The sequence below is a fragment of the Pseudomonas sp. GL_103 genome, from assembly GCF_057835175.1.
Map to the genome: position 1 here is coordinate 2,156,099 of NZ_CM174420.1, position 24,201 is coordinate 2,180,299.

At 59.4% G+C, this 24,201-nt stretch carries 24 protein-coding genes; 16 read left to right on the plus strand and 8 right to left on the minus strand.

Going from position 1 to position 24,201, the window contains the following annotated elements; genetic code table 11:
* Positions 1-4: 4 nt before the first annotated feature.
* Positions 5-586, minus strand: a complete 582-nt coding sequence (locus AC3IP0_RS09795) for a PilZ domain-containing protein (RefSeq protein ID WP_489327266.1) — start codon at positions 584-586, stop codon at positions 5-7.
* A gap of 94 nt (positions 587-680) precedes the next feature.
* Between AC3IP0_RS09795 and AC3IP0_RS09800 the strand changes: the two genes are divergently transcribed.
* The 3 genes from AC3IP0_RS09800 (at position 681) to AC3IP0_RS09810 (ending at position 3,930) form a co-directional block, all read left to right on the plus strand.
* Positions 681-1,931 (plus strand): lipoprotein-releasing ABC transporter permease subunit, encoded by a 1,251-nt coding sequence (locus AC3IP0_RS09800; RefSeq protein WP_150724712.1) that lies wholly within the window; start codon positions 681-683, stop codon positions 1,929-1,931.
* A 7-nt stretch (positions 1,932-1,938) separates the two neighbouring features.
* The gene (lolD, locus tag AC3IP0_RS09805; protein WP_173677889.1) at positions 1,939-2,622 is read left to right on the plus strand and encodes a lipoprotein-releasing ABC transporter ATP-binding protein LolD; all 684 of its coding nucleotides are present in this window, start codon (positions 1,939-1,941) and stop codon (positions 2,620-2,622) included.
* 63 nt (positions 2,623-2,685) lie between these two features.
* The gene (locus tag AC3IP0_RS09810) at positions 2,686-3,930 is read left to right on the plus strand and encodes a lipoprotein-releasing ABC transporter permease subunit (protein ID WP_008053334.1); all 1,245 of its coding nucleotides are present in this window, start codon (positions 2,686-2,688) and stop codon (positions 3,928-3,930) included.
* A 124-nt stretch (positions 3,931-4,054) separates the two neighbouring features.
* Here AC3IP0_RS09810 and AC3IP0_RS09815 read toward each other — a convergent pair whose 3' ends face one another.
* A complete protein-coding gene (locus tag AC3IP0_RS09815; protein WP_489319067.1) occupies positions 4,055-5,404 on the minus strand; it encodes a heavy metal sensor histidine kinase in 1,350 nt (449 codons plus the stop codon).
* On the minus strand, positions 5,404-6,084 hold the full coding sequence (locus AC3IP0_RS09820) for a heavy metal response regulator transcription factor (RefSeq protein ID WP_489319068.1): 681 nt from the start codon (positions 6,082-6,084) through the stop codon (positions 5,404-5,406). The genes AC3IP0_RS09815 and AC3IP0_RS09820 overlap by 1 nt, the downstream gene beginning before the upstream one ends.
* Before the next feature lie 155 nt (positions 6,085-6,239).
* Here AC3IP0_RS09820 and copI point away from each other — a divergent pair, with 155 nt between their 5' ends.
* A complete protein-coding gene (gene copI, locus AC3IP0_RS09825) occupies positions 6,240-6,776 on the plus strand; it encodes a copper-resistant cuproprotein CopI (RefSeq protein WP_489319069.1) in 537 nt (178 codons plus the stop codon).
* Positions 6,777-6,837: 61 nt separating this feature from the next.
* Complete coding sequence (gene queF / locus AC3IP0_RS09830; RefSeq protein WP_489319070.1) at positions 6,838-7,668, plus strand: NADPH-dependent 7-cyano-7-deazaguanine reductase QueF; 831 nt, start codon at positions 6,838-6,840, stop codon at positions 7,666-7,668.
* Between the two features lie 87 nt (positions 7,669-7,755).
* Here the strand turns inward: queF and AC3IP0_RS09835 are convergent, their stop codons facing one another.
* Both AC3IP0_RS09835 and pcrP read right to left on the minus strand, forming a co-directional pair.
* The gene (locus AC3IP0_RS09835; protein WP_008053327.1) at positions 7,756-8,019 is read right to left on the minus strand and encodes a DUF4404 family protein; all 264 of its coding nucleotides are present in this window, start codon (positions 8,017-8,019) and stop codon (positions 7,756-7,758) included.
* A gap of 112 nt (positions 8,020-8,131) precedes the next feature.
* Positions 8,132-8,752, minus strand: coding sequence for an HAD superfamily inactivated hydrolase PcrP (gene pcrP, locus AC3IP0_RS09840; RefSeq protein WP_489319071.1), 621 nt, complete (start codon positions 8,750-8,752; stop codon positions 8,132-8,134).
* A gap of 202 nt (positions 8,753-8,954) precedes the next feature.
* Here pcrP and AC3IP0_RS09845 point away from each other — a divergent pair, with 202 nt between their 5' ends.
* The 3 genes from AC3IP0_RS09845 to rssC all read left to right on the plus strand — a co-directional run bounded on the left by AC3IP0_RS09845 (position 8,955) and on the right by rssC (position 11,697).
* Entirely contained in the window at positions 8,955-9,644 is a 690-nt protein-coding gene (locus AC3IP0_RS09845; protein WP_489319072.1) for an MlaA family lipoprotein, read from the plus strand.
* Positions 9,645-10,033: 389 nt separating this feature from the next.
* Positions 10,034-11,215, plus strand: coding sequence for a two-component system response regulator RssB (rssB, locus tag AC3IP0_RS09850; RefSeq protein ID WP_489327268.1), 1,182 nt, complete (start codon positions 10,034-10,036; stop codon positions 11,213-11,215).
* Entirely contained in the window at positions 11,215-11,697 is a 483-nt protein-coding gene (gene rssC / locus AC3IP0_RS09855) for an anti-sigma factor antagonist RssC (RefSeq protein ID WP_007978612.1), read from the plus strand. The genes rssB and rssC overlap by 1 nt, the downstream gene beginning before the upstream one ends.
* A 108-nt stretch (positions 11,698-11,805) precedes the next feature.
* Here the strand turns inward: rssC and tal are convergent, their stop codons facing one another.
* On the minus strand, positions 11,806-12,732 hold the full coding sequence (gene tal / locus AC3IP0_RS09860; RefSeq protein WP_489319073.1) for a transaldolase: 927 nt from the start codon (positions 12,730-12,732) through the stop codon (positions 11,806-11,808).
* Positions 12,733-12,933: 201 nt separating this feature from the next.
* Positions 12,934-13,899, minus strand: a complete 966-nt coding sequence (locus AC3IP0_RS09865; protein ID WP_489319074.1) for a glycosyl hydrolase family 5 — start codon at positions 13,897-13,899, stop codon at positions 12,934-12,936.
* Between the two features lie 291 nt (positions 13,900-14,190).
* Here AC3IP0_RS09865 and AC3IP0_RS09870 point away from each other — a divergent pair, with 291 nt between their 5' ends.
* From AC3IP0_RS09870 to AC3IP0_RS09905, 8 genes are read left to right on the plus strand one after another with little or no spacing between them, the layout of a single operon-like run.
* The gene (locus AC3IP0_RS09870) at positions 14,191-14,631 is read left to right on the plus strand and encodes a low molecular weight protein-tyrosine-phosphatase (protein WP_046038070.1); all 441 of its coding nucleotides are present in this window, start codon (positions 14,191-14,193) and stop codon (positions 14,629-14,631) included.
* 39 nt (positions 14,632-14,670) lie between these two features.
* On the plus strand, positions 14,671-16,899 hold the full coding sequence (locus tag AC3IP0_RS09875) for a polysaccharide biosynthesis tyrosine autokinase (protein WP_489319075.1): 2,229 nt from the start codon (positions 14,671-14,673) through the stop codon (positions 16,897-16,899).
* Between the two features lie 40 nt (positions 16,900-16,939).
* Positions 16,940-18,022 carry a glycosyltransferase gene (locus AC3IP0_RS09880; protein ID WP_489319076.1) on the plus strand — a complete coding sequence of 361 codons (1,083 nt, stop codon included), beginning with the start codon at positions 16,940-16,942 and terminating at the stop codon, positions 18,020-18,022.
* Between the two features lie 15 nt (positions 18,023-18,037).
* Complete coding sequence (locus AC3IP0_RS09885) at positions 18,038-19,150, plus strand: polysaccharide pyruvyl transferase family protein (protein ID WP_489319077.1); 1,113 nt, start codon at positions 18,038-18,040, stop codon at positions 19,148-19,150.
* Positions 19,147-20,376, plus strand: a complete 1,230-nt coding sequence (locus tag AC3IP0_RS09890; protein WP_489319078.1) for an MATE family efflux transporter — start codon at positions 19,147-19,149, stop codon at positions 20,374-20,376. The genes AC3IP0_RS09885 and AC3IP0_RS09890 overlap by 4 nt, the downstream gene beginning before the upstream one ends.
* Positions 20,367-21,470 carry a hypothetical protein gene (locus AC3IP0_RS09895; protein WP_489319079.1) on the plus strand — a complete coding sequence of 368 codons (1,104 nt, stop codon included), beginning with the start codon at positions 20,367-20,369 and terminating at the stop codon, positions 21,468-21,470. Before AC3IP0_RS09890 ends, AC3IP0_RS09895 begins: the two co-directional genes overlap by 10 nt.
* A 12-nt stretch (positions 21,471-21,482) precedes the next feature.
* A complete protein-coding gene (locus tag AC3IP0_RS09900; protein ID WP_489319080.1) occupies positions 21,483-22,520 on the plus strand; it encodes an acyltransferase family protein in 1,038 nt (345 codons plus the stop codon).
* 27 nt (positions 22,521-22,547) lie between these two features.
* Positions 22,548-23,678 carry an SGNH/GDSL hydrolase family protein gene (locus AC3IP0_RS09905; protein WP_489319081.1) on the plus strand — a complete coding sequence of 377 codons (1,131 nt, stop codon included), beginning with the start codon at positions 22,548-22,550 and terminating at the stop codon, positions 23,676-23,678.
* Between the two features lie 86 nt (positions 23,679-23,764).
* Here AC3IP0_RS09905 and AC3IP0_RS09910 read toward each other — a convergent pair whose 3' ends face one another.
* Positions 23,765-24,187 (minus strand): mannose-1-phosphate guanylyltransferase, encoded by a 423-nt coding sequence (locus tag AC3IP0_RS09910; RefSeq protein WP_489319082.1) that lies wholly within the window; start codon positions 24,185-24,187, stop codon positions 23,765-23,767.
* Between the last annotated feature and the right edge of the window lie 14 nt (positions 24,188-24,201).

Genomic DNA, 24,201 nt, shown 5'->3' on the forward strand with positions numbered 1-24,201 from the left:
TAAATTAATTGCCTGATTCGAGTTGGTCGCGGGCCAGGCGTCGTTCCTGGGCCTGCTTCTGCAAGATGTGACGGGCCAGCAGTTGGCGCTGGGCGTCGGTCAGGTGTTCGAACTCGGTACCGACGTCATAACCATCGCCCTTGCGGTCGCAATGGGTGACGCGAGCGCGCAGCAGCAGGCCAAGGGCTTGCGGCATCAGCACCAGCTTGACCGACAGGCGCGCGCCGGCGGCAATGGGCGATGGATGCTGAAAGTCGATGCCGCCTTCAGAGATGATCACCGGCTGCGGTTCGCCGATCTGCCCGAGTACTGTCAGAGCGACGACCTGGCTCAGCAAGTCGATGCGTTTGTTCTGGGATTTGAGGAATGCGGCGGTCGTGCGGTCGCGTTCGCTGATCTGGCGCAACAGGTGTTGCGACTCGAATTCGCTCAGGTGCAGTTCGCTGAGCAAGTTGAAGAGCGGGGAAGCATCCTGCAACACTTCCTGGTCTGTGGCTTCAGAAGCGGACAGGGGCCGAATTTCCAGTGCGATCGTATCCTCGATACGGTAGTATTCGCGGCGATCTTCTTCATCTAATGTCGACATGGCGAACCCATGGTAGCGGCGGTGGTCTGAGTGTAAAGCTGGTTATCGACCCCCGCCACAAGGACGTTCCTTTTCCCTCCGAACAAGCCCCGACATGTTCAGACCTCTCTTCGTATTTATCGGCACGCGTTACACCCGTGCAAAGCGTCGCAATCATTTTGTGTCATTCATTTCCCTGACTTCGATGATCGGGCTCGCCCTTGGCGTGGTCGTGATGATCGTGGTGCTGTCGGTGATGAACGGCTTCGATCATGAGATGCGCACCCGCGTGCTGGGCATGGTGCCCCACGCGACCATCGAGTCCGGCGAGGCGATCAGCGATTGGCAAAGCCTGGCCGCGAAGGTCAAGCAGAACCCGCAGGTGACGGCCGTGGCGCCGTTTACGCAAATGCAGGGCTTGCTGACCAACAACGGCAAGGTCTCGAAAGTCCTGCTCAATGCCATCGACCCGGCGCAAGAGCGCCAGGTGTCGATCATCGATCAATTCATGACCCAGGGAAAACTCGACGACCTGGTGCCGGGTGAGTTCGGCATCGTCATCGGCGACAAGGCCGCGGCCAAGCTCGGTGCCGCGATTGGCGACAAGCTGACCTTCGTCGCACCGGAAGTCACCGTGACCCCGGCCGGGATGTTCCCGCGCATGAAGCGCTTTACCGTGGTCGGCATCTTCCATGTCGGCGCCGGTGAGCTCGATGGCTATCTTGGCGTCACCAATCTGCAGGATCTGGCCCGGCTGCACCGCTGGAAACCGGATCAGGTCCAGGGCCTGCGCCTGAAGTTCGACGATCTGTTCCAGGCACCGCGCACCGCGTGGAGCATCGCCCGCGATCTCGGTGAAGACCGCTTCTACGCCCGCGACTGGACCCGCACCCACGGCAACCTGTACCAGGCGATCCGCATGGAAAAAGCCATGATCGGCCTGTTGCTGCTGCTGATCGTTGCCGTCGCTGCGTTCAACATCATTTCCACGCTGGTGATGGTGGTGAACGACAAGAAGGGTGACATCGCGATTCTGCGCACGCTGGGCGCCACGCCGGGCACGATCATGCGCACGTTCATGGTGCAAGGCACCGTCATTGGCGTGGTCGGCACAGCCATTGGCGCCGTGGTCGGGATCTTCGCCGCGCTGAACGTCAGCGCCGCGATCTCGGCCCTCGAAGGCCTGATCGGGCACAAGTTCCTCAACGCCGACGTGTACTTCATCGATTACCTGCCGTCGCAGGTGCAGAGCCAGGACGTGGTGATGGTCTGCTCTGCGGCGTTGGTCCTGAGTTTCCTCGCCACCCTGTATCCAGCCTGGCGTGCCGCGCGCACCCAGCCTGCGGAGGCGCTACGTTATGAGTGAGTCGGGCATGAGTGATAAAGCAATCTTGAGCTGCCGCAGCCTGGGCAAGTCCTACGAGGAAGGCCCGGAATCGGTGGAAGTGTTGGCCGGCCTGCAACTGGAGTTGCACCCGGGAGAGCGTGTGGCGATTGTCGGCAAGTCGGGCTCGGGCAAAAGTACCTTGCTCAATCTGCTGGGCGGCCTCGATACGCCGACCAAGGGCAGCGTCTGGCTCGACGGTGAAGAACTGTCGGCGCTGAGCGAGAAGAAACGCGGCCTGCTGCGTAATCGCGCCCTCGGCTTCGTTTACCAGTTCCACCACCTGCTGCCGGAATTCACCGCCCTGGAAAACGTCTGCATGCCGCTGCTGATCGGCAAGACCGCGATCCCCGAAGCGCGCCAGCGTGCCACGGCGTTGCTGGAGCGGGTAGGGCTGGGCCATCGCCTGGAGCACAAGCCGGCCGAATTGTCCGGTGGTGAGCGTCAGCGCGTGGCCATCGCTCGCGCCCTGGTGAACAATCCGGGCCTGGTGATGCTCGACGAGCCGACCGGCAACCTCGACTCCCACACCGCCCAGGGGATCCAGGACTTGATGCTGGAACTCAGCACCTCGATGCGCACGGCGTTCCTGGTGGTGACCCACGACATGAACCTGGCCCGCCAGATGGATCGCGTCCTGCATTTGCAGGAAGGCTGCCTCACTCCTATCTGATTGGCTGAAACCCGATGTCTGAAAAGGCGTCGGGTCATTTATTTCCATACGGTGCCCCAGCGAATGTTCAGACCGTTATCGATCTTTATCGGCACGCGCTATACCCGCGCCAAGCGCCGCAATCGCTTTGTTTCCTTCATCTCGATGACCTCGATGATCGGCCTCGCCCTCGGCGTACTGGCGATGATCGTGGTGCTGTCGGTGATGAACGGCTTCCAGCGCGAAATGAGCTCGCGCATCCTCGGCATGGTGCCCCACGCCACCATCGTCGGCGTCAATCCGATTGATGACTGGAAGCCCGTGGCAGCGGCCGCGATGAAAAACCCGGAAGTGACGGCGGCGGTGCCGTTCACCGAGATGGAAGGCATGCTGTCCTACAAGGGCACGATGCAGCCGATCCAGGTCAGCGGTGTCGACCCGGCGCTGGAAGGCCAGGTGTCGATCGTCGCCAAGCACATCGTTCAGGGCAGCCTCGAAGCCCTGAAACCGGGCGAATTCGGCGTGGTGATCGGTGAGATCACGGCGCGCCGCTTCCGCTTGAACGTCGGCGACAAGATCACCCTGATCGTGCCGGAAGTCAGCAATGCGCCGGGCGGCATTACCCCGCGCATGCAACGGCTGAATGTGGTCGGCGTGTTCAAGGTGGGCGCCGAACTGGACGGCACCATGGCGCTGATCCACATGGCCGATGCCGCGCAGATGCAGCACTGGGAGCCGAATCAGGTGCAGAGCGTGCGCCTGGCGGTGAAGGACCTGTATGCCGCGCCGCAAGTGTCGAGCGACATCGCCACGGGGCTGGGCGCCGCCTACAAGGCTGACGACTGGACCCACACCCAGGGCAGCCTGTTCAGCGCGATGAAGATGGAAAAAACCATGATCGGCCTGCTGTTGCTGATGATCGTCGCGGTGGCGGCGTTCAACATCATCGCGACCCTGATCATGGTGGTGAACGACAAGGGCGCGGACATCGCGATCCTGCGCACCATCGGCGCCACGCCACGGCAGATCATGGCGATCTTCGTGGTGCAGGGCACGGTGATCGGCATCGTCGGTACCTTGATCGGCGGGGTGTTGGGCGTGATTGCCGCGCTGAACGTCAGCCAGATCGTGGGGTGGATCGAGCGGGTCAGCGGGCAGCACATCTTCAGTTCCGATGTGTACTTCGTCAGCAACCTGCCGTCAGAGCTGCAAGGCGCGGATGTGGCGTTGATCTGCACGGCGGGCTTCGTCATGAGCTTCCTGGCCACGGTTTACCCGGCCTGGCGGGCGGCGAAGATCGAGCCGGCTCACGCGTTGAGATATTCGTAAGCTGTTACACCGCCTTCGCGAGCAAGCCCGCTCCCACAGTGTTTTGTGCCGCTCACATAATCTGTGTACGACGCAGATCCCTGTGGGAGCGGGCTTGCCCGCGAAGGGGCCGCAACTGCCAGCCTCAATCCTCCCTTGGCAACTCGATCACAAACCGCGTCCACCCATTCTCCGATTCGCAACGAATCTGCCCGCCATGGGCACGGATGATCGACTGGGTGATCGCCAATCCCAGTCCCGCATGTTCGCTACTGCCTTCACGACGCGCAGGATCGGCCCGGTAAAACCGGTCAAACAGGCGCGGCAATAGATCTTTGGAAATCGGTTGGCCCGTATTTTCAACGCTCAGGCGCAGTTCTTTTGGCTGATCGACGATTCGCACCCGAACCTCGCCATCGGCCGGCGTGAAGCGCAGTGCGTTGTCCAGCAGGTTCGACAATGCCCGCCGCAACATGCTGCGGTCACCTTCGATGCGGGCAGTGCCGTCACGACTCAGTTTTACCTGCGCGTCTTCGGCCAATGGCGCAAAGAACTCCAGCAGCAGATCCGCTTCCTCCGCCAGTTCCAGTGGCTCGCATTTGGGCATTAACAAGCCGTGATCGGCTTTCGCCAGGTAGAGCATGTCGTTGACCAGTTGCGCCATCCATTGCAGCTCTTCGAGGTTGCTGTGCAGGGCTTCGCGGTAGTCCTCGATGGGGCGAGGGCGGGTGAGGGTGACCTGGGTGTGGGTCAGCAGGTTCGACAGTGGCGTGCGCAGTTCATGGGCGATGTCGGCGGAGAACGCGGACAGGCGCTGAAACGAGTCGTCGAGGCGTCCGAGCATGGCGTTGAAGTTGTGGGACATTTCCGCCAGTTCCGGCGGCATGTTTTCTTCAGGCAGCCGCGAGTTCAGCGATTGCGCGGAAACACCACTGGCCACCGCGCTGATCCGCCGCAACGGGCGCAAGCCGCTGCGTGCCGCCCAGGCGCCCAGCAGAGCGGTGGCCAGGGCTGACAGGCCGACGGTCAGCCAGATCAAATGCTGCATGCGTTGCAGGAAGTGTTGGTGGTGGGTGATGTCCAGCAGCAGGGTCAGTTGCGGTGACTCGGGTTTGTCCGCGAAAAGCGGCGCATTCAGCACGCGGTAATCTGTGCCTTCATGGCTCACCGTCGACAATCCGGGTTGGCGCGGCAATGCCTGGGGAATGTTGGTCGAGCTGTCATACCAGCGCTGGCCGTCGCTGCCGGTGATTCGCAGGGACAGGTCAGCCTGTCGACTCAATTCCTCTGCCAGCTTCACCTCGCTGTCACTCGACTGAAGGTCGTGCAGGGCCCGACGCAAGCCAATCAGCTTGCCGTCCAGCAGTTGCTGGTCGAGTTCAACGAAGTGCGCCTCACTGGCGCGACTGAACAGCACGCCGGCGAACAACGACACCACGGCGGTGCACGCCGCAAACAGCAGCGCCAGGCGGCTGCTCAAGGAGAGACGGCGCATCAGACGGGGCGCTCTTCAAGGACGTAACCCATGCCGCGCACGGTGTGAATCAGCTTGTTGGGGAATTCATCGTCGATCTTCAGGCGCAGACGCCGGATCGCCACCTCGATGACATTGGTGTCGCTGTCGAAATTCATGTCCCAGACCTGGGACGCAATCAGCGACTTGGGCAAAACTTCGCCCTGACGGCGCAGGAGCATTTCCAGCAAGGCGAATTCCTTAGCGGTCAGGTCGATACGCTGGCCGCTGCGTTCGACCCGGCGCCGGATCAGGTCCAGGCGCAAATCGGCCAGTTGCAGGCTGGTCTCCTGGGGCGTGGCGCTGCCGCGACGCAACAGGCTGCGGACCCGGGCCAGCAGTTCGGAGAAGGCAAACGGCTTGACCAGATAGTCATCGGCGCCCAGTTCGAGGCCGTGAACCCTGTCCTCCACGGCGTCACGGGCGGTCAGAAAAAGTACCGGCGTGTCCAGGCCGGCGCTGCGCACCGCTTGCAGAATCTGCCAGCCATCACGACCCGGCAGCATCACATCAAGAATCAGCAGGGCATATTCGCCGCTGAGGGCCAATTGCTGGCCGGTAGTGCCATCGGCCACCAGTTCCGTGTTGAACCCGGCCTCGGCCAGGCCCTGGCGCAGGTAATGGCCGGTTTTCGGTTGGTCTTCGACAATCAGCAGTTTCATGGGCGACTCATGGCAAGTGGAACGAACGCTTTATACCGTGGCAAGCATTGGCACAGGGCAACCTGACAAAGTTGTAATCTGGCTGTCAGGTTGCGGGCAGTGGCAGCAGTTTAGAGTTTTGCCCATGCTGAGCCTTATCTTGTTGGAGTATGACGATGTTTTTACGCAAATCCGTGGCGCAAATCGTTTGTTTGCTGGCGCTGAGTTCACCGGTGTTGGCGGACGCCGGGCATACCTACGATTTCGGTCAGCCGGCCCCGGCGGCCAAGGCGATCCGCAGCATCGAGGTGGTGATGGAGGACATGTCCTTCACGCCGCAGGCCATCGACGTCAAGGCCGGGGAAACCGTGCGCTTCGTGCTGGTCAATAAAGGCCAGTTGTTGCATGAGCTCAACCTGGGGGATGCGGCGATGCACGCCAAACACCAGCAGGAAATGTTGCAGATGCAACAGAGCGGCATGCTGACGCCCACCGGCATGAAGGCCATGGACCACGGCAACATGGCCGGCATGGATCACGGCAAAATGGACCACGGCATGAAGCATGACGACCCCAACAGCGTGCTGGTGGAGCCGGGCAAGACCGCCGAGCTGACCTGGACCTTCAGCAAGGCCACCAATCTGGAATTTGCCTGCAATATCCCCGGTCATTACCAGGCCGGCATGGTCGGCAAATTGACTGTCAGTCAGTAAGCACTCAAAGGCGGGAGCAAAGGCTGATAGAATCCGCTGATTCTTCAGTCAGGTTTCCGCCATGCATCCCGCAGCCGAACATTCGCCGCTGGGCAAGTCCAGCGAATACATCGCCACCTACACGCCGTCCTTGCTGTTCCCGATCCCGCGCACCGCGAAGTGGGCGGAACTGGGCCTGACGGCGCAAACCCTGCCTTATAAAGGCGTGGACTTCTGGAACTGCTTCGAGCTGTCCTGGCTCCTGCCTTCGGGCAAGCCGGTGGTGGCGATCGGCGAATTCAGCATTCCGGCGGATTCGCCGAACATCATCGAGTCGAAGTCGTTCAAGCTGTACCTCAACTCCCTGAACCAGACGCCGTTTGCCGATACCGCGAGCCTTGAGGCGACGCTGGCCAAGGACTTGTCGGCGGCTGCCGGCAAGCCGGTGGGCGTGCGCATTCGCAGTCTCCAGGATGTCGAGAGCGAAGGCGTCGTGGCCTTGCCGGGCGTGTGCATCGATGAGCTGGATATCAGCGTCAGCAACTATGAGCATCCACGGCCGGAACTGCTGCGTTGCGATGATTCGCGCATTGTCGAGGAGAGCGTGCACAGTCATTTGCTCAAGTCCAACTGCCCGGTCACCAGCCAGCCGGACTGGGGCAGCGTGGCGGTGGAGTACCGTGGCGCGGCGCTGGATCACGCCAGTCTGCTGGAGTACATCGTCAGCTTCCGCCAGCACTCGGACTTCCATGAGCAGTGTGTGGAGCGGATCTTCCTTGACCTGCAGCGGTTGCTGAAGCCGGAGAAACTGACGGTGTATGCGCGTTATGTGCGTCGTGGCGGGCTGGATATCAACCCGTACCGCAGCACTGAAGAGGTGCAATTGCCGAACCATCGCCTGGTCCGTCAGTAAAAACAAAAGATCGCAGCCTTCGGCAGCTCCTACGATTCAAGGTGTAGGAGCTGCCGAAGGCTGCGATCTTTTTTGCATCAGGAGGGTTCAGATCCCCATGTTGGCCAAGGCCTGCCCGATGTTGCGCAGGGTGCCGGCAAGGGTAGGGTGTTCGAGTTCGAAGCGTTCCACGGCCAGGTTGACGCCATCGGCGAGGCTGGAATCCTGGGTTTTGGTTTCGAGTTCAAGCTTCAACTCGATCTGTTGCATCAGTTCGTGTAGCTCGGCGCGTTCGGCTTCAGACAATGGAGGATTCTGTTCCAATTGCTCGCGCAGGGCATTGAGCTGTTCTTGCAGTTCGCGGGCAGGCATGGCGTTCTTCCTTCTTTAATCGATAGGCACTGGCATAGACCATGGCGGCAGGCCAAAGGTCGATGGCTTACCTTTAGATTAATCCACTCGCGCCCAATGTGCATGATCTCGGTCAGGGCTTTTCGCCCTTGAGCCGACGCAAGCTGATATCGGCCAGGCAGGTGTCGAGTTCACCGAGGTGATCGATCACCGAATGCACGCCCAGACCGAACAGTTGCATCGTCGCCTTGGCGCGTTTGATATCGCGCTCCTGCGGGGTCAACGCTTGCCATTGCTCGGGCGCCAGCCCGCACAGCGAGCCGCAGGATGCCAGGCCGATGGTCCACAACCCGGCATTGAGCCCCGCTTGCAGCAAGCGGGGTTCGCCGCTCACCAGCACGCAGCCGTCGAGTCGCTCGACGTTCAGGGTCATCAAGGCTTGCCAGCAGGCATTCGGGGCGGGCCATGGGTTGTTTGTTGCTGGATGTTGCGAGGGCTTGATCCATTCCGGTAGCGCCGCGGCCAGGGATTGGCTGAGGGCAGGGGGCAGTTCATCGAGCCAGGCGCAGGGGATTTGCTGGCGCTGCAAGCTGCGCAGGCTATCCAGTGCGCCGGGTGTGGCCTCAGCGTGTTCGGCCGAGTGGCTGCCGTGCCGGTGCGTGTGCGCGCCGAAATCCACCAGGCAGCCACTCAGGCCGAACAGTACGGCGGTCAGGCTGGGTGCGGTTTGGGGCAAGGCTTCGGCGAGCGGCATGTGGACGTCCCTGAAATAGCCTGAAGGCTAGTGGGCGACGGTGACAGTTGAATGACATGGATGTGAATCGCTCACACTTGGCGCGATTGTGTCTGTGTGGATCTCGTGCAAAGTGCGTTAAACGGCGTTTACGTCTTATACTTGCCAACTTATTGCCTGGGCCAAGTGCCCGAGCCGGTACAAACCAAGGAGTTTTTTTTCTATGCGCTGGAGCAATCATCTAGCCAGGATTTGTGTATGCGCCAGTGTGATGCTGGTTCCGTTCGTTGCCCAGGCAGCCACGGAAGAGGATCCTTGGGAAAGCGTCAACCGCCCGATTTACAAGTTCAACGACGTGATCGATACCTACGCGCTCAAACCCCTGGCCCAGGGCTACCAGTACGTGGCGCCGCAGTTTGTCGAAGACGGTGTTCACAACTTCTTCCAGAACATTGGTGATGTGCGCAACCTGGCCAACGATATCCTGCAGGCCAAACCTCACGCCGCAGGCGTTGATACCGCGCGAATCATTTTCAACACCACTTTCGGTTTGCTGGGCGTCATTGATGTCGGCACCAGAATGGGCCTGCAGCGCAATGACGAAGACTTCGGTCAGACGCTGGGTTACTGGGGTGTCGGCAGCGGCCCTTACGTGATGCTGCCGCTGCTGGGGCCAAGCACCTTGCGTGATGCACCGTCCAAGTACGTCGACAGCTATACCGGTGCTTATCGTTACGTAGACGACGTTCCGGTGCGTAACTCGTTCTACGCGCTGGACATCGTCGACACCCGTGCCAACCTGCTGTCGAGCGAGAAGCTGATCACCGGCGACAAGTACACCTTCATCCGTAATGCGTACTTGCAGAACCGCGAATTCAAGGTGAAAGACGGTCAGGTCGAAGACGATTTCTGATTTCGACCGGTAAACTGAAAAAGGCGGCCATCAAGGTCGCCTTTTTTGTTTGCGAAGACCCGCATGCGAATGAAATCGCGCTTTTCGCCGTAGTCCCGAGCGGTTTGACTCATGGGTTCGATCCTTCCATTGGGTTACGGATTTGCCTGTTCTTATAACTCTCGGTGATTTGACAAATAAAGACGTCAAGCGACCATCGGCGTGAGCTTGAAACGCCCCGCGGATGGGAGTACCGTCTGCGCCTTAGAAGGGCACCTCTGGTGTACATGTGTGTAGGGCAAATGCCCGAAAGCGGTGCGACAGAGAGGCTAGAAAGCGAATCCAGTAGTCAGTGCCGGGCCAAAGTCCCCGCCTGCTACGCCAACCTAATTCTGGCGCCGTTTGCCCACATGCCAAAAACCAGTGCCACGCTGCTGATAATCGATGATGACGAAGTAGTGCGCGCGAGCCTCGCCGCCTATTTGGAAGACAGTGGTTTCAGCGTCTTGCAGGCCAGCAATGGTCAGCAGGGTCTTCAGGTATTCGAGCAAGACAAGCCCGACTTGGTCATCTGCGATCTGCGCATGCCGCAGATGGGCGGACTCGAACTCATCCGCCAGGTGACCGAGCGATTACCGCAAACCCCGGTGATCGTGGTGTCGGGTGCCGGCGTGATGAACGACGCGGTCGAAGCCCTGCGCCTGGGCGCGGCGGACTACCTGATCAAGCCTCTCGAAGATCTGGCCGTGCTCGAGCACTCTGTGCGCCGGGCCCTGGATCGTGCGCGCCTGCTGCTGGAGAACCAGCGCTACCGCGAGAAGCTGGAGAAGGCCAACCGCGAGCTCGAAGCCAGCCTGAACCTGCTCCAGGAGGACCAGAACGCCGGTCGCCAGGTGCAGATGAACATGCTGCCGGTCAGCCCCTGGACCATCGACGAGTTCAAGTTTGCTCACCAGATCATCCCGTCGCTGTACCTGTCGGGTGATTTCGTCGATTACTTCCGGGTCGACGAGCGCCGGGTCGCCTTTTACCTGGCGGACGTTTCCGGTCACGGCGCCTCTTCAGCCTTCGTCACCGTGCTGTTGAAGTTCATGACCACGCGCCTGCTGTTCGAATCCAAGCGCAGCGGCACCTTGCCGGAATTCAAGCCTTCAGAGGTTCTCGGTCATATCAACCGGGGCCTGATCAGTTGTAAGCTGGGTAAACACGTCACAATGGTCGGTGGAGTCATCGACGAGGAGACCGGTTTGTTGACCTATAGCATCGGCGGTCATCTGCCGTTGCCAGTGTTGTACACGCCAGACAGTGTTCGTTATCTGGAAGGGCGTGGTCTGCCGGTGGGCCTTTTCAACGAAGCCACCTACGAAGACCATGTGCTGGAACTGCCACCGACGTTCAGCCTGACGCTGATGTCTGATGGCATTCTGGATCTTTTGCCAGAACCCACACTCAAAGAAAAAGAGGCGGCGTTGCCCCAACGGGTCAAGGCTGCGGGCGGCACCCTGGATGGGTTGCGGCAGGTTTTTGGATTGGCCACGCTAGGGGAGATGCCGGATGATATCGCCCTGTTGGTGTTGAGCAGGAATCTTTGATGAGTACTGGTAGAATCCAGTTCGCCGAGCAGGATGGCACCTTCGTCCTGAAGTTCGTCGGTGAAGTTCGCCTGACCCTGTGTTCGGCGTTGGATGCGACTATCGAGCGGATCTTCAGCGCGTTGAATTTCAACGCGATCGTGATCGATCTGACCGAAACCCGCAGCATCGACAGCACCACGCTTGGCCTGCTGGCCAAGCTGTCGATCCTGTCGCGGCAGAAGGTCGGCCTGCTGCCGACCGTCGTCACCACCCACGAAGACATCACCCGTCTGTTGCAGTCCATGGGCTTCGAGCAGGTGTTCAACATCGTCGACAAGCCGGTGCCATGCCCGGAATGCCTGGACGACCTGCCAGACCAGGATCAGTCCGAAGAAGTGGTGCGGATCAAGGTGCTCGAAGCGCACAAGATCCTCATGGGCCTGAACGACACCAATCGTGAAGCCTTCCATGACCTGGTGAATGCGCTCGAACGCCATTGATCCCCTGTAGGAGCGAGCTTGCTCGCGATGGCGTCCTGACAGTCACCACACATACAAAAAAGGGCGAACCTGTGAAGGTTCGCCCTTTTTGCATTACACCCACTCAGATCACAGCTTGGCCTGCAACAATGCCTCGAGCTTCTCCTGATCCCGCGCGAACTGACGAATGCCTTCAGCCAGTTTCTCGGTCGCCATCGCATCTTCGTTGGACAGCCAGCGGAATTGCGATTCGTTGAGGCTCAGGCGCGCTTCACCGGCATGGCCTGGCGCCAGTTTGCGCTCCAGCTTGCCGGTATCCGCGGCCAGCTTGTCGATCAGGTCCGGGCTGATGGTCAGGCGGTCGCAGCCGGCCAGTTGCTCGATCTGGCCCAGGTTGCGGAAGCTCGCCCCCATGACCACGGTCTTGTAGTCATTGGCCTTGTAGTAGTTGTAGATGCGCGTCACCGACTGCACGCCCGGATCATCCGCGCCGGTGTAGTCGTTGCCGTTGGCTTTCTTGTACCAGTCGTAGATACGGCCCACGAACGGCGAAATCAGGAACACCCCGGCGTCGGCACAGGCGGCCGCCTGGGCAAAGGAGAACAGCAGGGTCAGGTTGGTCTGGATGCCTTCCTTTTCCAGGATCTCGGCAGCGCAGATGCCTTCCCAGGTGGAGGCGATCTTGATCAGCACGCGGTCGCGGCCAATACCGGCCTTGTCGTACAGCTCGATCAGGCGATGCGCACGCTTCAACATGGCATCGGTGTCGAACGACAGGCGCGCATCCACTTCGGTGGAAATGCGGCCCGGGATCACTTTCAGGATTTCTTGCCCCACGGCCACGCCAAAACGGTCGCTGGCCAGGCCCACATCGCCCTTGCAGTCATTGACGCTGGCGTTCAGCAGCTCGGCATACGCAGGAATGGCCGCGGCCTTGAGCAGCAGGGAAGGGTTGGTGGTGGCGTCCACGGGTTTAACGCGAGCGATAGCTTCGAAGTCGCCGGTGTCGGCAACCACGGTTGTCATTTGTTTGAGTTGTTCCAGCTTGGAAGTCATGGGCGTGCTCTGTCCTATGGGTCTGATGACATTACCCGAGCGCTGACAGCCACTCAAGGGCGTGTACGTGTATAGACGGCCCCTGCGGCAACAACCTGAAAACGGTTGTTTGAAAGGCGGGGCGTGGTATTGATGAATACGATGCCGAAACGCGGCACAGGTTCAAAGCAACTGACCGTCAGCGCGCCGTGGACGTAGCTCCTACTGCGGATTCAACTGAGTCGAGACGGCCATTTTCGCCGGTTTCGCTTGGCCGTCGGAGGTCAGGAAACCGAAGTTTCTCTCACGGTCGTTGTTGCCCGTTTCACTGTTTTTCCACTCGTAGATCGATGTCAGCGGGATATCGAGCTTCTTGACGTCGGCGATGAAGGTGCTGATTTTGCTGGCCTGCGCTTCGATCCCGCCGTTTGAGCTGAGGGAGGGAACGCCCCATTCACTGATGACGCCCGGTAGATTGAAGTTTTGCTGAATAAACACCTGGGCCTTGCTGATCTGCGCGCCGGACATGCCATAGGGGTGATAAGAGATCGCACTCAGGCATCGGGGGTATTCACTGACGATTTTCTTCAACGCCAGTGCTGAAGTCGTGCCCGCACTCGGTGGCCGGGCGAAGCCAAAGCCGATCAGCGGCGTCGATTGCGGTTTGTCCTGCAGCGACTTGCACAGGGCACTCATGAACGGAACAAAGGTCGTGTCGATATTTCGGGTTGGCCAGTACTTCGCCAGGTCCGGTTCGTTCCATATTTCAATCGCGACGAGCTGCGCGCCGTATGACTGCTCCAGCCCTTTCACCGAACTGGCGAACGATTCGCCCGCAGCAACGAGTTCGCTGGTGTTGTCGGGGGCGGAGGTCAGCGCCTTGGTCGAGCGTACGGTCATCAGTACCGGCAGATCGGCGGACTTGGCCGCGGCAAAGGCGTCGCTGATCTGCTTTTGATACGCCGCGCCGCCCAGGCTGTTGGTCCATACGCCAAAGCGCACGAATCCGAAGCCCGCGGCCTTGATCTGCTGGGCGTCGGTGGGGGAGAAGGTCTGGATCTTCACCTGGACACCGATGGTTTTGTTAGCGGCAAGCAGGGGGAACAAGTCACTGGCGCCAACCTGGCTGGCTGCACCCAGCATTAACAGGGTTGAGGCGGTGAGCCGTTTGAAACGTGCTGATTTCATGCCTGCACTCCTGGCGGGTAATGACATTTTCCAATGGTTGATTCGTTACTTTCATTTGGATGCTCGCGAGGGTGCCAAGTGCGCGAATGTTATTTTTTGTCAGGTAGTCAGTTTCGGAAAATCACAGTTATTTTTGGTCCGGTAATTCTGGTTGGGTGGCTTTTGAGGGCTGTGGTACTTAATGCACTTGTATTAACAGGGCGAATCTATTTCTCAGTGCCGCAAGGTCTTGTGGGTTCACTAAAGCCCACTCGAAATGTTGGCATATTGATATTACACGGGAAAGTAACCTTGTTCAGAAAGATCCTTGTCGTCTGCGTGGGCAATATCTGCCGAAGTCCGACAGCAGAAACTTTGCTGCGTAACGCGCTGGCCCCTTCAGCGATCACGGTCACCTCGGCGGGCCTTGCCGCGCGGGTTGGCGAGGCCATGGAACCGTCGGCCCTCCAGGTTCTTGAAGACCACGGGCACAACGCCCAGGGGTTTAAGGCGCGGCAAATTACACCGGACATCGTCAATGAATCAGACCTGATTCTGGTCATGGAAAAAGAGCATGTAAAACAAGTACTGAAGATTGCCTCTCATGCCAGGGGCAAAGTGTTTCTGCTCGGCAAGTGGCAGAGCGAGCGAGAAATACAGGATCCGTATCGTCAAGGAAAGGCCGCTTTTATTCATGCCCATGCATTGATTGAAGATGCTGTTAGCTCATGGGCGCAGCGCCTCGGACATTGATGAATATTCTTCAGATCAGTGAATGGTAAGAACAGACTTATGCAGTTACCGTCAGTAATCGGCACCCGTGACAACGATCAAGACAGCATTGATCTTCTCGGCATATTTGGCTCTTTGATTGACCAGAAATGGTTGATCGGCGCGCTCACCGGCGCCTTCATGGCGACCGGCGTTGCCTATGCGGTTTTGGCAACGCCCGTGTACCTGGCGAACGCGCTGGTGCAGGTCGAGCCGAAGAAGAACGACATGCTCGGGTTCTCCGATCTCAACAGCATGCTCGGCGGGCAATCGCCGTCGGTGACCGAAATCGGCATCATCAAGTCCCGCGCGGTGATCGGCAAAACGGTCGATGATCTTCGCCTTGATATCGACATCACCCCCAACACCTTCCCGGTCATTGGCGGTTTTCTCGCCCGACGTTATCGCGGCGAGACCGAGTTCAGTGTCGCGGCACCGCGCTTGGGCCTGAACAGCTACGCCTGGGGCGGTGAGCGTCTGGAGATCAGCCGGCTCAATCTGCCGAAAGAACTGCTGGGCAAGAAGCTCACGTTGATCGCCGGCGAGCAACATCGATTCCAGTTGTTCGATGAAAACGACAACTTGCTGGCCGAAGGCGTCGCTGGCGAAGCGTTCAAACAGGACGATGTAGAGGGGTTGATCGCTCAGTTGTCGGCAAACCCTGGCACGCGCTTCGAAGTGGTGCGCAATCCACGGATCGTGACCATCCAGAGTTACCAGGATGCGCTGGATATTTCCGAGCAAGGCAAGGAGTCGGGGATCATCCGTTTGGCCCTGGCCAGCAGCGACGCGGCCGAGGCGGTGAAAATCCTCAATAAAATCGCTTCGTTGTATGTGCAGCAGAACGTGCAACGCACGTCGGCGGAAGCGGCGCAGAGCCTGGAGTTCCTGCAAGGCCAGTTGCCGCAGGTCAAACGCGACCTGGCCAAGGCTAGCGATGCGCTCAATGGTTATCAAACCCGTGGCAAGACGGTCAATATTTCCCTCGAAACCCAATCGGTGCTGGAACAGGTTGTCAGCCTGGATACGCGTATCTCCGAACTGAAAATGCAACAGGCGGAGATGGATCGCAAGTTCACCAAGCAGCATCCGGCGTATCGCGCGCTGATGACCCAGATCGGCGAATTGACCCAGCAGCAGAAGGCGCTGGAGGGCAAGGCCCAGGACCTGCCTGCGACGCAACAGGAACTGCTGAACCTGACCCGCGACGTGGAAGTGGCGTCGCAGATCTACACGCAACTGCTGAACAAATCCCAGGAGCTGGACATCGTCCGGGCGGGGGCGGTGGGCAACGTGCGATTGGTCGACACCGCGGATGTCGACCTGACCAGCCCGGTCAAACCGAAAAAAGCCTTGATCGTTCTGATTGCCACCTTCCTCGGCGCCTTTTTCGGCGTTGCGCTGGTGTTGCTGCGCAAATCCCTGAGCCGGGGTCTGGAAGGTCCGGAGGCCATCGAGCAACTCGGCTTGCCGGTGTACGCATCGATTCCCTACAGCGCGTTGCAACAGGAAGAGGACAGCAAAAAAGGTCGCGCCCGGGACGGCGCGGACAAGCCGGCGTACCTGTTGGCCCTGCGTAACCCGACGGATCTGTCCATCGAGTCGATCCGCAGTTTGCGCACGTGCCTGCACTTTGCCGGGCTGGATTCGACCAACAACCGGATCATGATTTCCGGCCCGAGCCCACAGGTCGGCAAAACCTTCGTTTCTTCCAACCTCGCGGCAGTCATGGCGCTAAGCGGACAGCGGGTGGTGCTGATCGATGCCGACATGCGCAAAGGCCATCTGCACAAGACGCTGAACACACCGATTACCAATGGCTTGTCGGACCTGTTGGTCAAGCGCTGCAGCATCGAGCAGGCGATCAACAAAGTCGAAGTCGACAACCTGCATTTCATCAGCCGTGGGCAGGTTCCGCCCAATCCTTCCGAGCTGCTGATGCACGCCAATTTTCGTGAGCTGCTGGCGCAACTCAGCGAGCTGTATGACGTGGTGATCATCGACACGCCACCGCTGCTGGCAGTGACGGATGCGGCGATTGTCGGTCGCGACGCGGGGATCAGCCTGATTGTCACGCGCTTCGGGGTGAACCCGGCCAAAGAGATCGAACTGACGATTCGTCGATTCGCCCAGAACGGCATCGAGTTGAAGGGCGCGGTGTTCAACGGCGTCGAGAAGCGTGCGGCCAGCTACTACGGCAACGGTAGCTACGGCTATTACAACTACGAATACGCGTCCGACAAATCCTGAGTGTCAGCGATTGTCCTTTCATGTTTGAAGTGGGTGAGTTGTGAAAAAAATACTGCACGTGGCAGAGACGATCAAAGGTGGCGTCGCGACGGTGATCCGCACGATTTCGGCTTCGCCCGAAGGCGACGCGGCAAGCTATGAGCTGGTTTACCTGGTCCCCCAGGATCAGGAAAAGGAACTGCACGGGATTGCCGGGCAACAGATCCGCACCTTCGCCAGGACCGGACGCAATGTGCCGTCGTTGCTGCGCTTCGCCTGGCGACTGACCCAGGTGATGCTCAAGGAAAAACCCGATGTCGTGCATTTGCACAGCACCTTTTCCGGGGTCATCGGGCGTTGCGTGTGCGTGCTGTTGCGACCTTGGCGCAAGCCGAAGATCGTCTACTGCCCCCATGCCTTTTCGTTCCTGATGGAAAGCTCGCCGACCAAGCAGAAAGCCTACGCGTGGATTGAGCGGGTATTGCAGAAGGTCACCGACGTGATCATCTGCGTCAGCCAGTACGAACTCGACAAAGCCGCGCGGTTCGGCATTGAGCGCAAGCGCATGAAGCTGATCTACAACGGCATTCATCACAAGGATGACGCGCCGAAAGCCAACAGTCCCGAGCCCATTCACCTGCTCTTCGTCGGCCGTCTCGATTATCAGAAAGGCTTCGACGTGTTGCTCAAGGCTTTCGCCAAAGTCCAGCGCAGTGACCTGAAACTGACGGTGGTTGGCAGTGCCGTGAACGAGGATTCGGTCGAGTGCCCACCGATGGAAGGGGTTGAATACCTGCCGTGGGTGACGCCGAGCGAAGTCCAGGTGCTTTACCAGAAAGCCGATGCGCTGATCGTCCCGAGTCGCTGGGAAGGCTTTGCCATGGTGCCGCTCGAGGGCATGGCCATGGGCTTGCCGGTGATTGCCAGCAACTGCACGTCGCTGCCCGAACTGGTCACCAACGAGGTGTCCGGCTACGTCTTCCCAAGCGGGGATCACCAGGCGCTGGCCGATGTGCTGACGATAATCCAGAAGCCGCGGTTGCTCGACCTTGGCAACGAAGGGCGCAGCATCGTCCGCGAGCGCTTCAGCGCCGCGTTGATGATCCGCCAGACCTATGACCTGTATCGCGCCCCCACTTTTTAAGTAGAACTCAAGCATATGAACGTAACGATTTTGCATGGCTACAGTGCGTCCAACTCCGGTGACGGTCTGCTCGTGGATCTGGCCATTGCCCTGGTCCAGCGAAACTTTGGTGACGACACCTCGATCAGTGTCGTGGCCTCCGATCCAGAGTCCTTCAGCTACTTGCCGCACAAGCGTTTTGACGCGCCGGTCATGGCGGCCAAGGGGCTGGGGCGGGTCAAGCAGGCGGTGTTCCTCAACCAGTCCTACGCCGGTCTCGCTGAGCTGTTGAAGAAAACCGATTTGATCGTCGGCGTCGGTGGCGGCTACATGCGCTCCAAAAGCGCCTTCGAACACATCAAGTTGAAACTGGGCCACGCCAAGCAACTGGAAACCGCAATCCTCAGCAAAGTGCCGTCGGTGTACCTGCCGCAAAGCATCGGACCGTTCCACGGCGAGAGCAGCAAGATCGTCGAGCATTACGCCAGCGCCGATGCGGTGTTCGTGCGTGACAACAGGTCGTCGGCGATTTTCGATGCCTGTGAAAATGTCTACCGCGCGCCGGATCTGGCGGTGCAGTCGTTGGCCAGCAAAATCCTCATGCAGCCCAAGTTCACCCGTTGCGCGTCATCGCCGGCAACGGTGTGTGTGGTGCTGCGCAAGCCGCCGGAGTGGAGCAAGGAGAAGAAGGTCGCCTACGTGGCCAACTTGAAGTTGCTGCTGCAGCGCTTGAAGAACAAAAGCAAAGTGGTTTGCGCGGTCCAGAGCGCCGTTCGCGGCAATGATGACGGTGCGTTCTATCGCGAATTGGGCATTACCGAAGACCTGCTGCCGCTGAAGGCGACGCTGGCCAAATATCAGCCGGACCTGGTGATTTCCGTGCGCCTGCACGGCGCCATCGAATCGCTGCTGTCCGGCGTTCCGGCGTACCACATCAGCTATGAGCGCAAAGGCTTTGGCGCCTATCAGGACATGGGCGTGGAAGACTGGGTGATCAACGGCGGCGACATTAATGTCGACACCATCATCGACACGGTCTACGCGCCGAACGCACTGTCCAGTTTCGGCAAACGCCTGACCGACACCTGCCGCGAGATCGAGGCGAAAACCGTGGCCATGGACGACATCATCAAAGGTATCGTTCGATGATATTTCGGCTACTGCTTCGCGGCGGGGCATTGGGCGCGAAGTTTTTGCTGGTGCTGGCGATCACCCATTTCCTCGGTTATGAGGCGCTGGGTTTTTACGGCGTGGTGGTCGCCGCCTCGTTGATTGCGTCGAAGTTCTACAGCGTCGGTTTCAGTTCCGAAATCAATCGGCTGATCAGCGTCGGTGGCAGTTCGCGCCGGGTCGTCGACAAAGTCCTGCTGCTGTACCTGGCCGTGGGGCTGCTGCTGTCGGTGGCGACGGTGTTGGTTTATTCGCTGTTCCAGGACGTCGAGGCAACGACCGCGCTGATCCTCTGCGTGACGCTGGTTCTGCTCACGGAACACCTGTCGTTCGAAATCAACTCCTTTGTGTTTTCCGCGCAGAAAGCCACGGCCGGCGCGCTGCTGTTTTTCATCAAGACCGGCCTCTGGGCGCTGTTGGCGGTGGGCGGGATGATGCTCGGCTGGGTGTCCGGGATCGCCAGTGTGCTGTGGTTGTGGGTTGTGGCCAACGTGCTGGTGATCGTCGCCGGTTACCTGATTGTGGTGAACGTGCACAAGGGCCGGGTGAGCGGGACGCTGGCCACGGCAACCGTGTGGAAGGCCGGATTGCCGTTCTATCTGGGCACGGGCTTGATCGCGTTGAGTCAGTACGCCGAGCGCTTTCTGATTATCGACATCGAACCCTACGCCAGCCTTGGCAAGTACGTGTACGCCTGGTCGGCGGCCAATACCTTGCAGGCGCTGTCCTATGCGGTGGTGGCGGTGGTTGGCATTCCGGTACTCGCCAAGCGTTTTCAGGCGGATCAACAGCCGTTCACGGTCCGGCAATTGTTCGTCAATAAATGGGTAATGCGCTCGCTGGTGGTGTCCGCTGCGGTGGCGGTGCTGATTTATCTGTTCTTCAATGTCGTGCTCGATTACGTCGCCACGAGTGTTCCTCGTCCGGACAACGCGATCCTCGGCGTGTTGATTTTTTCCTTCGCCCTGCGTGCCATTGGCGACATCGTCTGGGGCGGTTTGATTGCCTCGAAAAACAGCCGCGTGTCACTGGCCAGTGCGGCGATCTGCTTGCTGGTTTCGGTGCCGGTCAGCTACGTCCTGATCAAGCACTATTCGATCTACGGCGCTGCCTGGGGCAACGTTTTTGCGATCATCGTGCAGCTCGGCGTGATTGCCGTGTTGACCCGTGTGACCCGGCCGAAAGGGGCTTTGGCATGGGGTTGAAGCTGCCGTGCATCGAGTTTCGCGGCAAGAAACTCGACTCGTCGATATCGTTCCTGATCCTGTTCACCGGGTTGTTTCTGTCAGTGGCCATGCCGCTGTTGGTCCCTCGCGATCCTGGCCCGGATGCCATGACCTTGTGGTCGTCCTACGCCCGTGCCGACAACTGCAATTTCTGGAACCCGTTCTCGCCGGATCGCTCTTCCTACGAGTGTTCGGCATTCCTGTTGCGGCCCACCGGGATCAATCTGACCAATGCCTGGGCCTACGGCATGTTCTGCAATTTTTTCCTCACGGCGATTCCGGTGGTGGTCTTCCGGCGCATGCCGCTGGCGATCTTCGGCACGCTGTGTCTGTGGGGCATCGTTCGCTCGTTCTTCCTTGAAAACCTGACCAAGGAAATCATTGTGTCAGTGGCGGTGTTGAGCATTTTGCTCAGCTCGTTGACGCGCAAATATCGCGGCGGATTTTTCTTCTCGGCGGTGATCTACGGCGTGCTGATCCGGCCCTACTGGATTCTGTTTTCACTGTCCTGGGTCGGCGTCTGCGTGATGAAGAAGTATGTCTCGCGCTTCACCTTCTTCCTGATGCTGTTCCTGTTCTACCTGGCGGTCGCCATGGCGATCCAGGTGGCGCTCGGGTTTCCGGTGTCGTCGATTCGCGCCAGCAACAACGAACTGCGTACGGCGGGCGAAGAGGGCTCCAAGTCGTTGATCGTGTCGTGGCTCAGCGGCAGCGACTTCGTCTCGCAAGCACTGGACTCGATGATCATCTTCTTCCGGCTGTCGTTCCCGGTGGAGCTGATTTTGCTGTCCGGGCCGGGCCAGGTGATCTTCGTGGCGTTGATGATCATGACCGCGCTGTTGCTGTTCAAAGTCATCACCTCGACCGATTACAAGGGCGCGCCGATCCAGACCAAACCCAAGGAACTGATCGCGATTCCGCTGGCATTTTTGCTGGTTCAAGGCCTGTTCGAACCGGACTTCGGCTCCTTCGCTCGGCACTTTTCGATGGTGGTGCCGGTGTTGTTCGTTGGCCTGGGATTGATGTTGCGGGCGAACAAGCCGGTGCAGGTTGAATCAAGAATTCTGAATTGAGGCAGGTGCTTTATGTCGAGCAAGAAAAAGTCCCTGGAGATCGAAACCCTGCGTGGCCTGGCGTGCCTGCTGCTGGTGCTCTACCACGTCATCGGCCCGTTGGGCGGCGGCTTGAAAATAGACCTGGGGTCGCCGTTCCGGGTGATCGCCGACTCGATGGTGTATGTGCGCATGCCGCTGTTCACCTTCATTTCCGGCTACATCTACTCCATCTACAAAATCCGTGGCAATGACTTTTCCGCGTTCTTCAGCGGCAAGGTGCGACGGCTGATCGTGCCGTTGTTCTGCGTCGGTGTTCCGTTCTCCGTGTTGCAGGCGGTGGGGCCGGGTGTGAACAAGGACGTCGGTGTGATCGACGCGTTGTTGTCGTTCTGGGTGCCGATCAACCACTTCTGGTTCTTGCAGGCGGTGTTCATCATTTTCATCTTCGTCGGCCTGCTGGAGTGGCGTGGTTTGTTGCGTTCGGCGACGCGCTTGTATCTGCTGTTTGCCTTTGCGGCGGTGCTGTTTTTGTTACCTCCGTTCAAGCTCGATGCGTTCGGCATTAATGGCGCGATCTACCTGCTACCGTTTTTTGTGGCGGGGATGATTGGCCAGGAAAATGTCGATGCGGTGAAGCAACGGTTCAAGGTGATCGGGCCGTTGGTGTTTGTGTTGATCTCGCTGACGCTGTTGTACGTGGCGGCGGTGGATCGCGAGTTGATCGTCGATCGCCGCAGCCTGATCGGTTTGACCGTGGGTTGCGTGTCCTGCATTGCGTTGCTGTCCAGTGACATGCGCTCGAAGTGGCTGACCTGGCTCGGCGGGTATTCCTATGGGATTTTCCTGTTCCATGTGTTGTTTGCCGCCACTTCGCGGTTTGTCCTGGGGCGTTTGGGCGTGAAGGACGAAAGCCTTCTGGTGCTCGGTGGCTTGGCGTGTGGCTTGCTGGGGCCGGTGGTTCTATCGATGGTTTTCAGTCGATTCAACTTCACCTCCGTGCTGTTCCTGGGTGAGCGTGCGGCGGCTAAAAAACCGCCGGAAAACGTCGCCCCGGTGCCCCAGACTTGAGGTTTGTCCGAGTGAAGGAAGCGATGCATGTTGGCAATTGATGACGTCCAGCCTGTTGCGGCGTCAGTGGTCGAAGTCGGTGACGCTCGCGAACGGTTTGGCCTGTGGCGCGAAGGGAAGGGCGGGAAGGTTCTGGCCATCTCGGTGATCGGCGACAGCTACAGCGCCGGGCAGGATTTCTATCTGAACAAGCTGGTGCAGCGGCTGGCCGGGGAGACGGGTTTCGCCGGTCCCGGCTATGTCGGCTTCAACCATGGCGCGGCGCTTGGCGGCACGCACTTCAAATACACCCGCAGCAGTGAAAAGTACTTCGGCGGCGACTGGCAAGTGTCCGCCCTCGGCCAGGCCAGCCCCGACAGTCGCACCCTTACCGGAGGGCCCGGCGCCTGGCTGCAGATCGATGCCAGCCCGACACCGGCCATCAACACGGCTGTCACCCAAGCGAAACTGCTCTACCTCGGCAATGGCGAATCCAATGAGGTGCGCTACCGCTGGGCACCGTCGCAATCCTGGCAGCCATTGACGCTCGCAGGCTCAGGAGTTCAGGAGCTGCCACTGCCAGGCAAATCGGCAGCGAAAGACTGGTCGTTTCGGCTGGAAGTGGTGAAAGGCGCGCCAACGCTCTTCGGCCTGTGGATGAGCAACGACCGGGGCGGCGTGCGGGTGTCCAAGCTGGCGGCGTCCGGCGCGGCGTCTGCTGACTTCTATCACAGCGATAGCCGTTGGCAGGCGCAGTGGAAGACGGTGGTGTCGAAGATTCCCGCCGACATCTACCTGATCATGCTGGGCGGTAACGACCAGGGTTTTGGCGTGAAGCCCGAGCAGTACCTGAAGAACATTCAGGGATTGGTGGGGATGGTCCGCGAGATTCAACCGGCGGCGAGCATCAACCTGATCCTGCGTCAGGACACGACGCGTTCCAGCGCTTACCCGATGTCGGCTTATGCGCAAGTCCTGGAACCCTGGGCACGCAAGGAACACCTCGGTTACGCCAATCTGCAGTGCGCGTTCGGCGCCGACTTCAAGCGCTATGCCGCCACCATGATCGGCCCGGACAAGATTCATCCGGTTCCGGCCACGGGTGGGCAAGTGATCGCTGATTATTTCTATCGCTGGATTGTTGGCGGGCAGGACCGCTGCGATGCGGGCTTGATGTAGGAGCTGCCGCAGGCTGCGATCTTTTGATTTTGTTTTTCCAGATCAAGTTCCAGATCAAGTCAAAAGATCGCAGCCTGCGGCAGCTCCTACAGAGAGCTGCGGCAATTTTCGAATGTCTCCAGATGAGCGAGCAACTCTGCGGTTTTAAGCGGCATCAGTTGCGTAGCGCAACGGGTCTCCACGTTGATGACGATGGCCGGGTCGTTGCAGCAAATGCGCACCCGGAATCGCCAGTCGCTGAAAATCACTTTCAGTCCATCGCGGTCATCGATTTCCAGCGCCTGCCCGCGGTAAAGCCTTTTCAGGTGAGCGAGGAGGGGATAGGGGTCGAGCATCGGCCGGCGGATGTCTCCGGAAGACGGAAACATACCGATTCGTTCCACCAGCAGAGTGGGGCCGAGCCAGGACTCGTTGGCGCTCGGCAACCGCTGATGTCGCGATATCGAGGACATCACCCCGAGGTTGCCCACCTCCATTTCAATGTATGCCGAGAGCTTTTTAATGTTCATGGTTGGCCTGCCTG

What these genes read in the sequence shown, in the direction of transcription:
- lolD (WP_173677889.1), top strand. Translation starts at nt 1,939, where the DNA reads ATGAGTGATAAAGCAATCTTGAGCTGCCGCAGCCTGGGCAAGTCCTAC.
- AC3IP0_RS09795 (WP_489327266.1), bottom strand. Translation starts at nt 586, where the DNA reads ATGTCGACATTAGATGAAGAAGATCGCCGCGAATACTACCGTATCGAG.
- pcrP (WP_489319071.1), bottom strand. Translation starts at nt 8,752, where the DNA reads ATGCCGCTCGCCGAAGCCTTGCCCCAAACCGCACCCAGCCTGACCGCC.
- AC3IP0_RS09865 (WP_489319074.1), bottom strand. Translation starts at nt 13,899, where the DNA reads ATGAAATCAGCACGTTTCAAACGGCTCACCGCCTCAACCCTGTTAATG.
- AC3IP0_RS09800 (WP_150724712.1), top strand. Translation starts at nt 681, where the DNA reads ATGTTCAGACCTCTCTTCGTATTTATCGGCACGCGTTACACCCGTGCA.
- AC3IP0_RS09875 (WP_489319075.1), top strand. Translation starts at nt 14,671, where the DNA reads ATGCAGTTACCGTCAGTAATCGGCACCCGTGACAACGATCAAGACAGC.
- AC3IP0_RS09905 (WP_489319081.1), top strand. Translation starts at nt 22,548, where the DNA reads ATGTTGGCAATTGATGACGTCCAGCCTGTTGCGGCGTCAGTGGTCGAA.
- AC3IP0_RS09810 (WP_008053334.1), top strand. Translation starts at nt 2,686, where the DNA reads ATGTTCAGACCGTTATCGATCTTTATCGGCACGCGCTATACCCGCGCC.
- rssB (WP_489327268.1), top strand. Translation starts at nt 10,034, where the DNA reads ATGCCAAAAACCAGTGCCACGCTGCTGATAATCGATGATGACGAAGTA.
- AC3IP0_RS09890 (WP_489319078.1), top strand. Translation starts at nt 19,147, where the DNA reads ATGATATTTCGGCTACTGCTTCGCGGCGGGGCATTGGGCGCGAAGTTT.
- AC3IP0_RS09895 (WP_489319079.1), top strand. Translation starts at nt 20,367, where the DNA reads ATGGGGTTGAAGCTGCCGTGCATCGAGTTTCGCGGCAAGAAACTCGAC.
- AC3IP0_RS09845 (WP_489319072.1), top strand. Translation starts at nt 8,955, where the DNA reads ATGCGCTGGAGCAATCATCTAGCCAGGATTTGTGTATGCGCCAGTGTG.
- rssC (WP_007978612.1), top strand. Translation starts at nt 11,215, where the DNA reads ATGAGTACTGGTAGAATCCAGTTCGCCGAGCAGGATGGCACCTTCGTC.
- AC3IP0_RS09900 (WP_489319080.1), top strand. Translation starts at nt 21,483, where the DNA reads ATGTCGAGCAAGAAAAAGTCCCTGGAGATCGAAACCCTGCGTGGCCTG.
- queF (WP_489319070.1), top strand. Translation starts at nt 6,838, where the DNA reads ATGCATCCCGCAGCCGAACATTCGCCGCTGGGCAAGTCCAGCGAATAC.
- copI (WP_489319069.1), top strand. Translation starts at nt 6,240, where the DNA reads ATGTTTTTACGCAAATCCGTGGCGCAAATCGTTTGTTTGCTGGCGCTG.
- AC3IP0_RS09885 (WP_489319077.1), top strand. Translation starts at nt 18,038, where the DNA reads ATGAACGTAACGATTTTGCATGGCTACAGTGCGTCCAACTCCGGTGAC.
- AC3IP0_RS09835 (WP_008053327.1), bottom strand. Translation starts at nt 8,019, where the DNA reads ATGCCTGCCCGCGAACTGCAAGAACAGCTCAATGCCCTGCGCGAGCAA.
- AC3IP0_RS09910 (WP_489319082.1), bottom strand. Translation starts at nt 24,187, where the DNA reads ATGAACATTAAAAAGCTCTCGGCATACATTGAAATGGAGGTGGGCAAC.
- tal (WP_489319073.1), bottom strand. Translation starts at nt 12,732, where the DNA reads ATGACTTCCAAGCTGGAACAACTCAAACAAATGACAACCGTGGTTGCC.
- AC3IP0_RS09815 (WP_489319067.1), bottom strand. Translation starts at nt 5,404, where the DNA reads ATGCGCCGTCTCTCCTTGAGCAGCCGCCTGGCGCTGCTGTTTGCGGCG.
- AC3IP0_RS09820 (WP_489319068.1), bottom strand. Translation starts at nt 6,084, where the DNA reads ATGAAACTGCTGATTGTCGAAGACCAACCGAAAACCGGCCATTACCTG.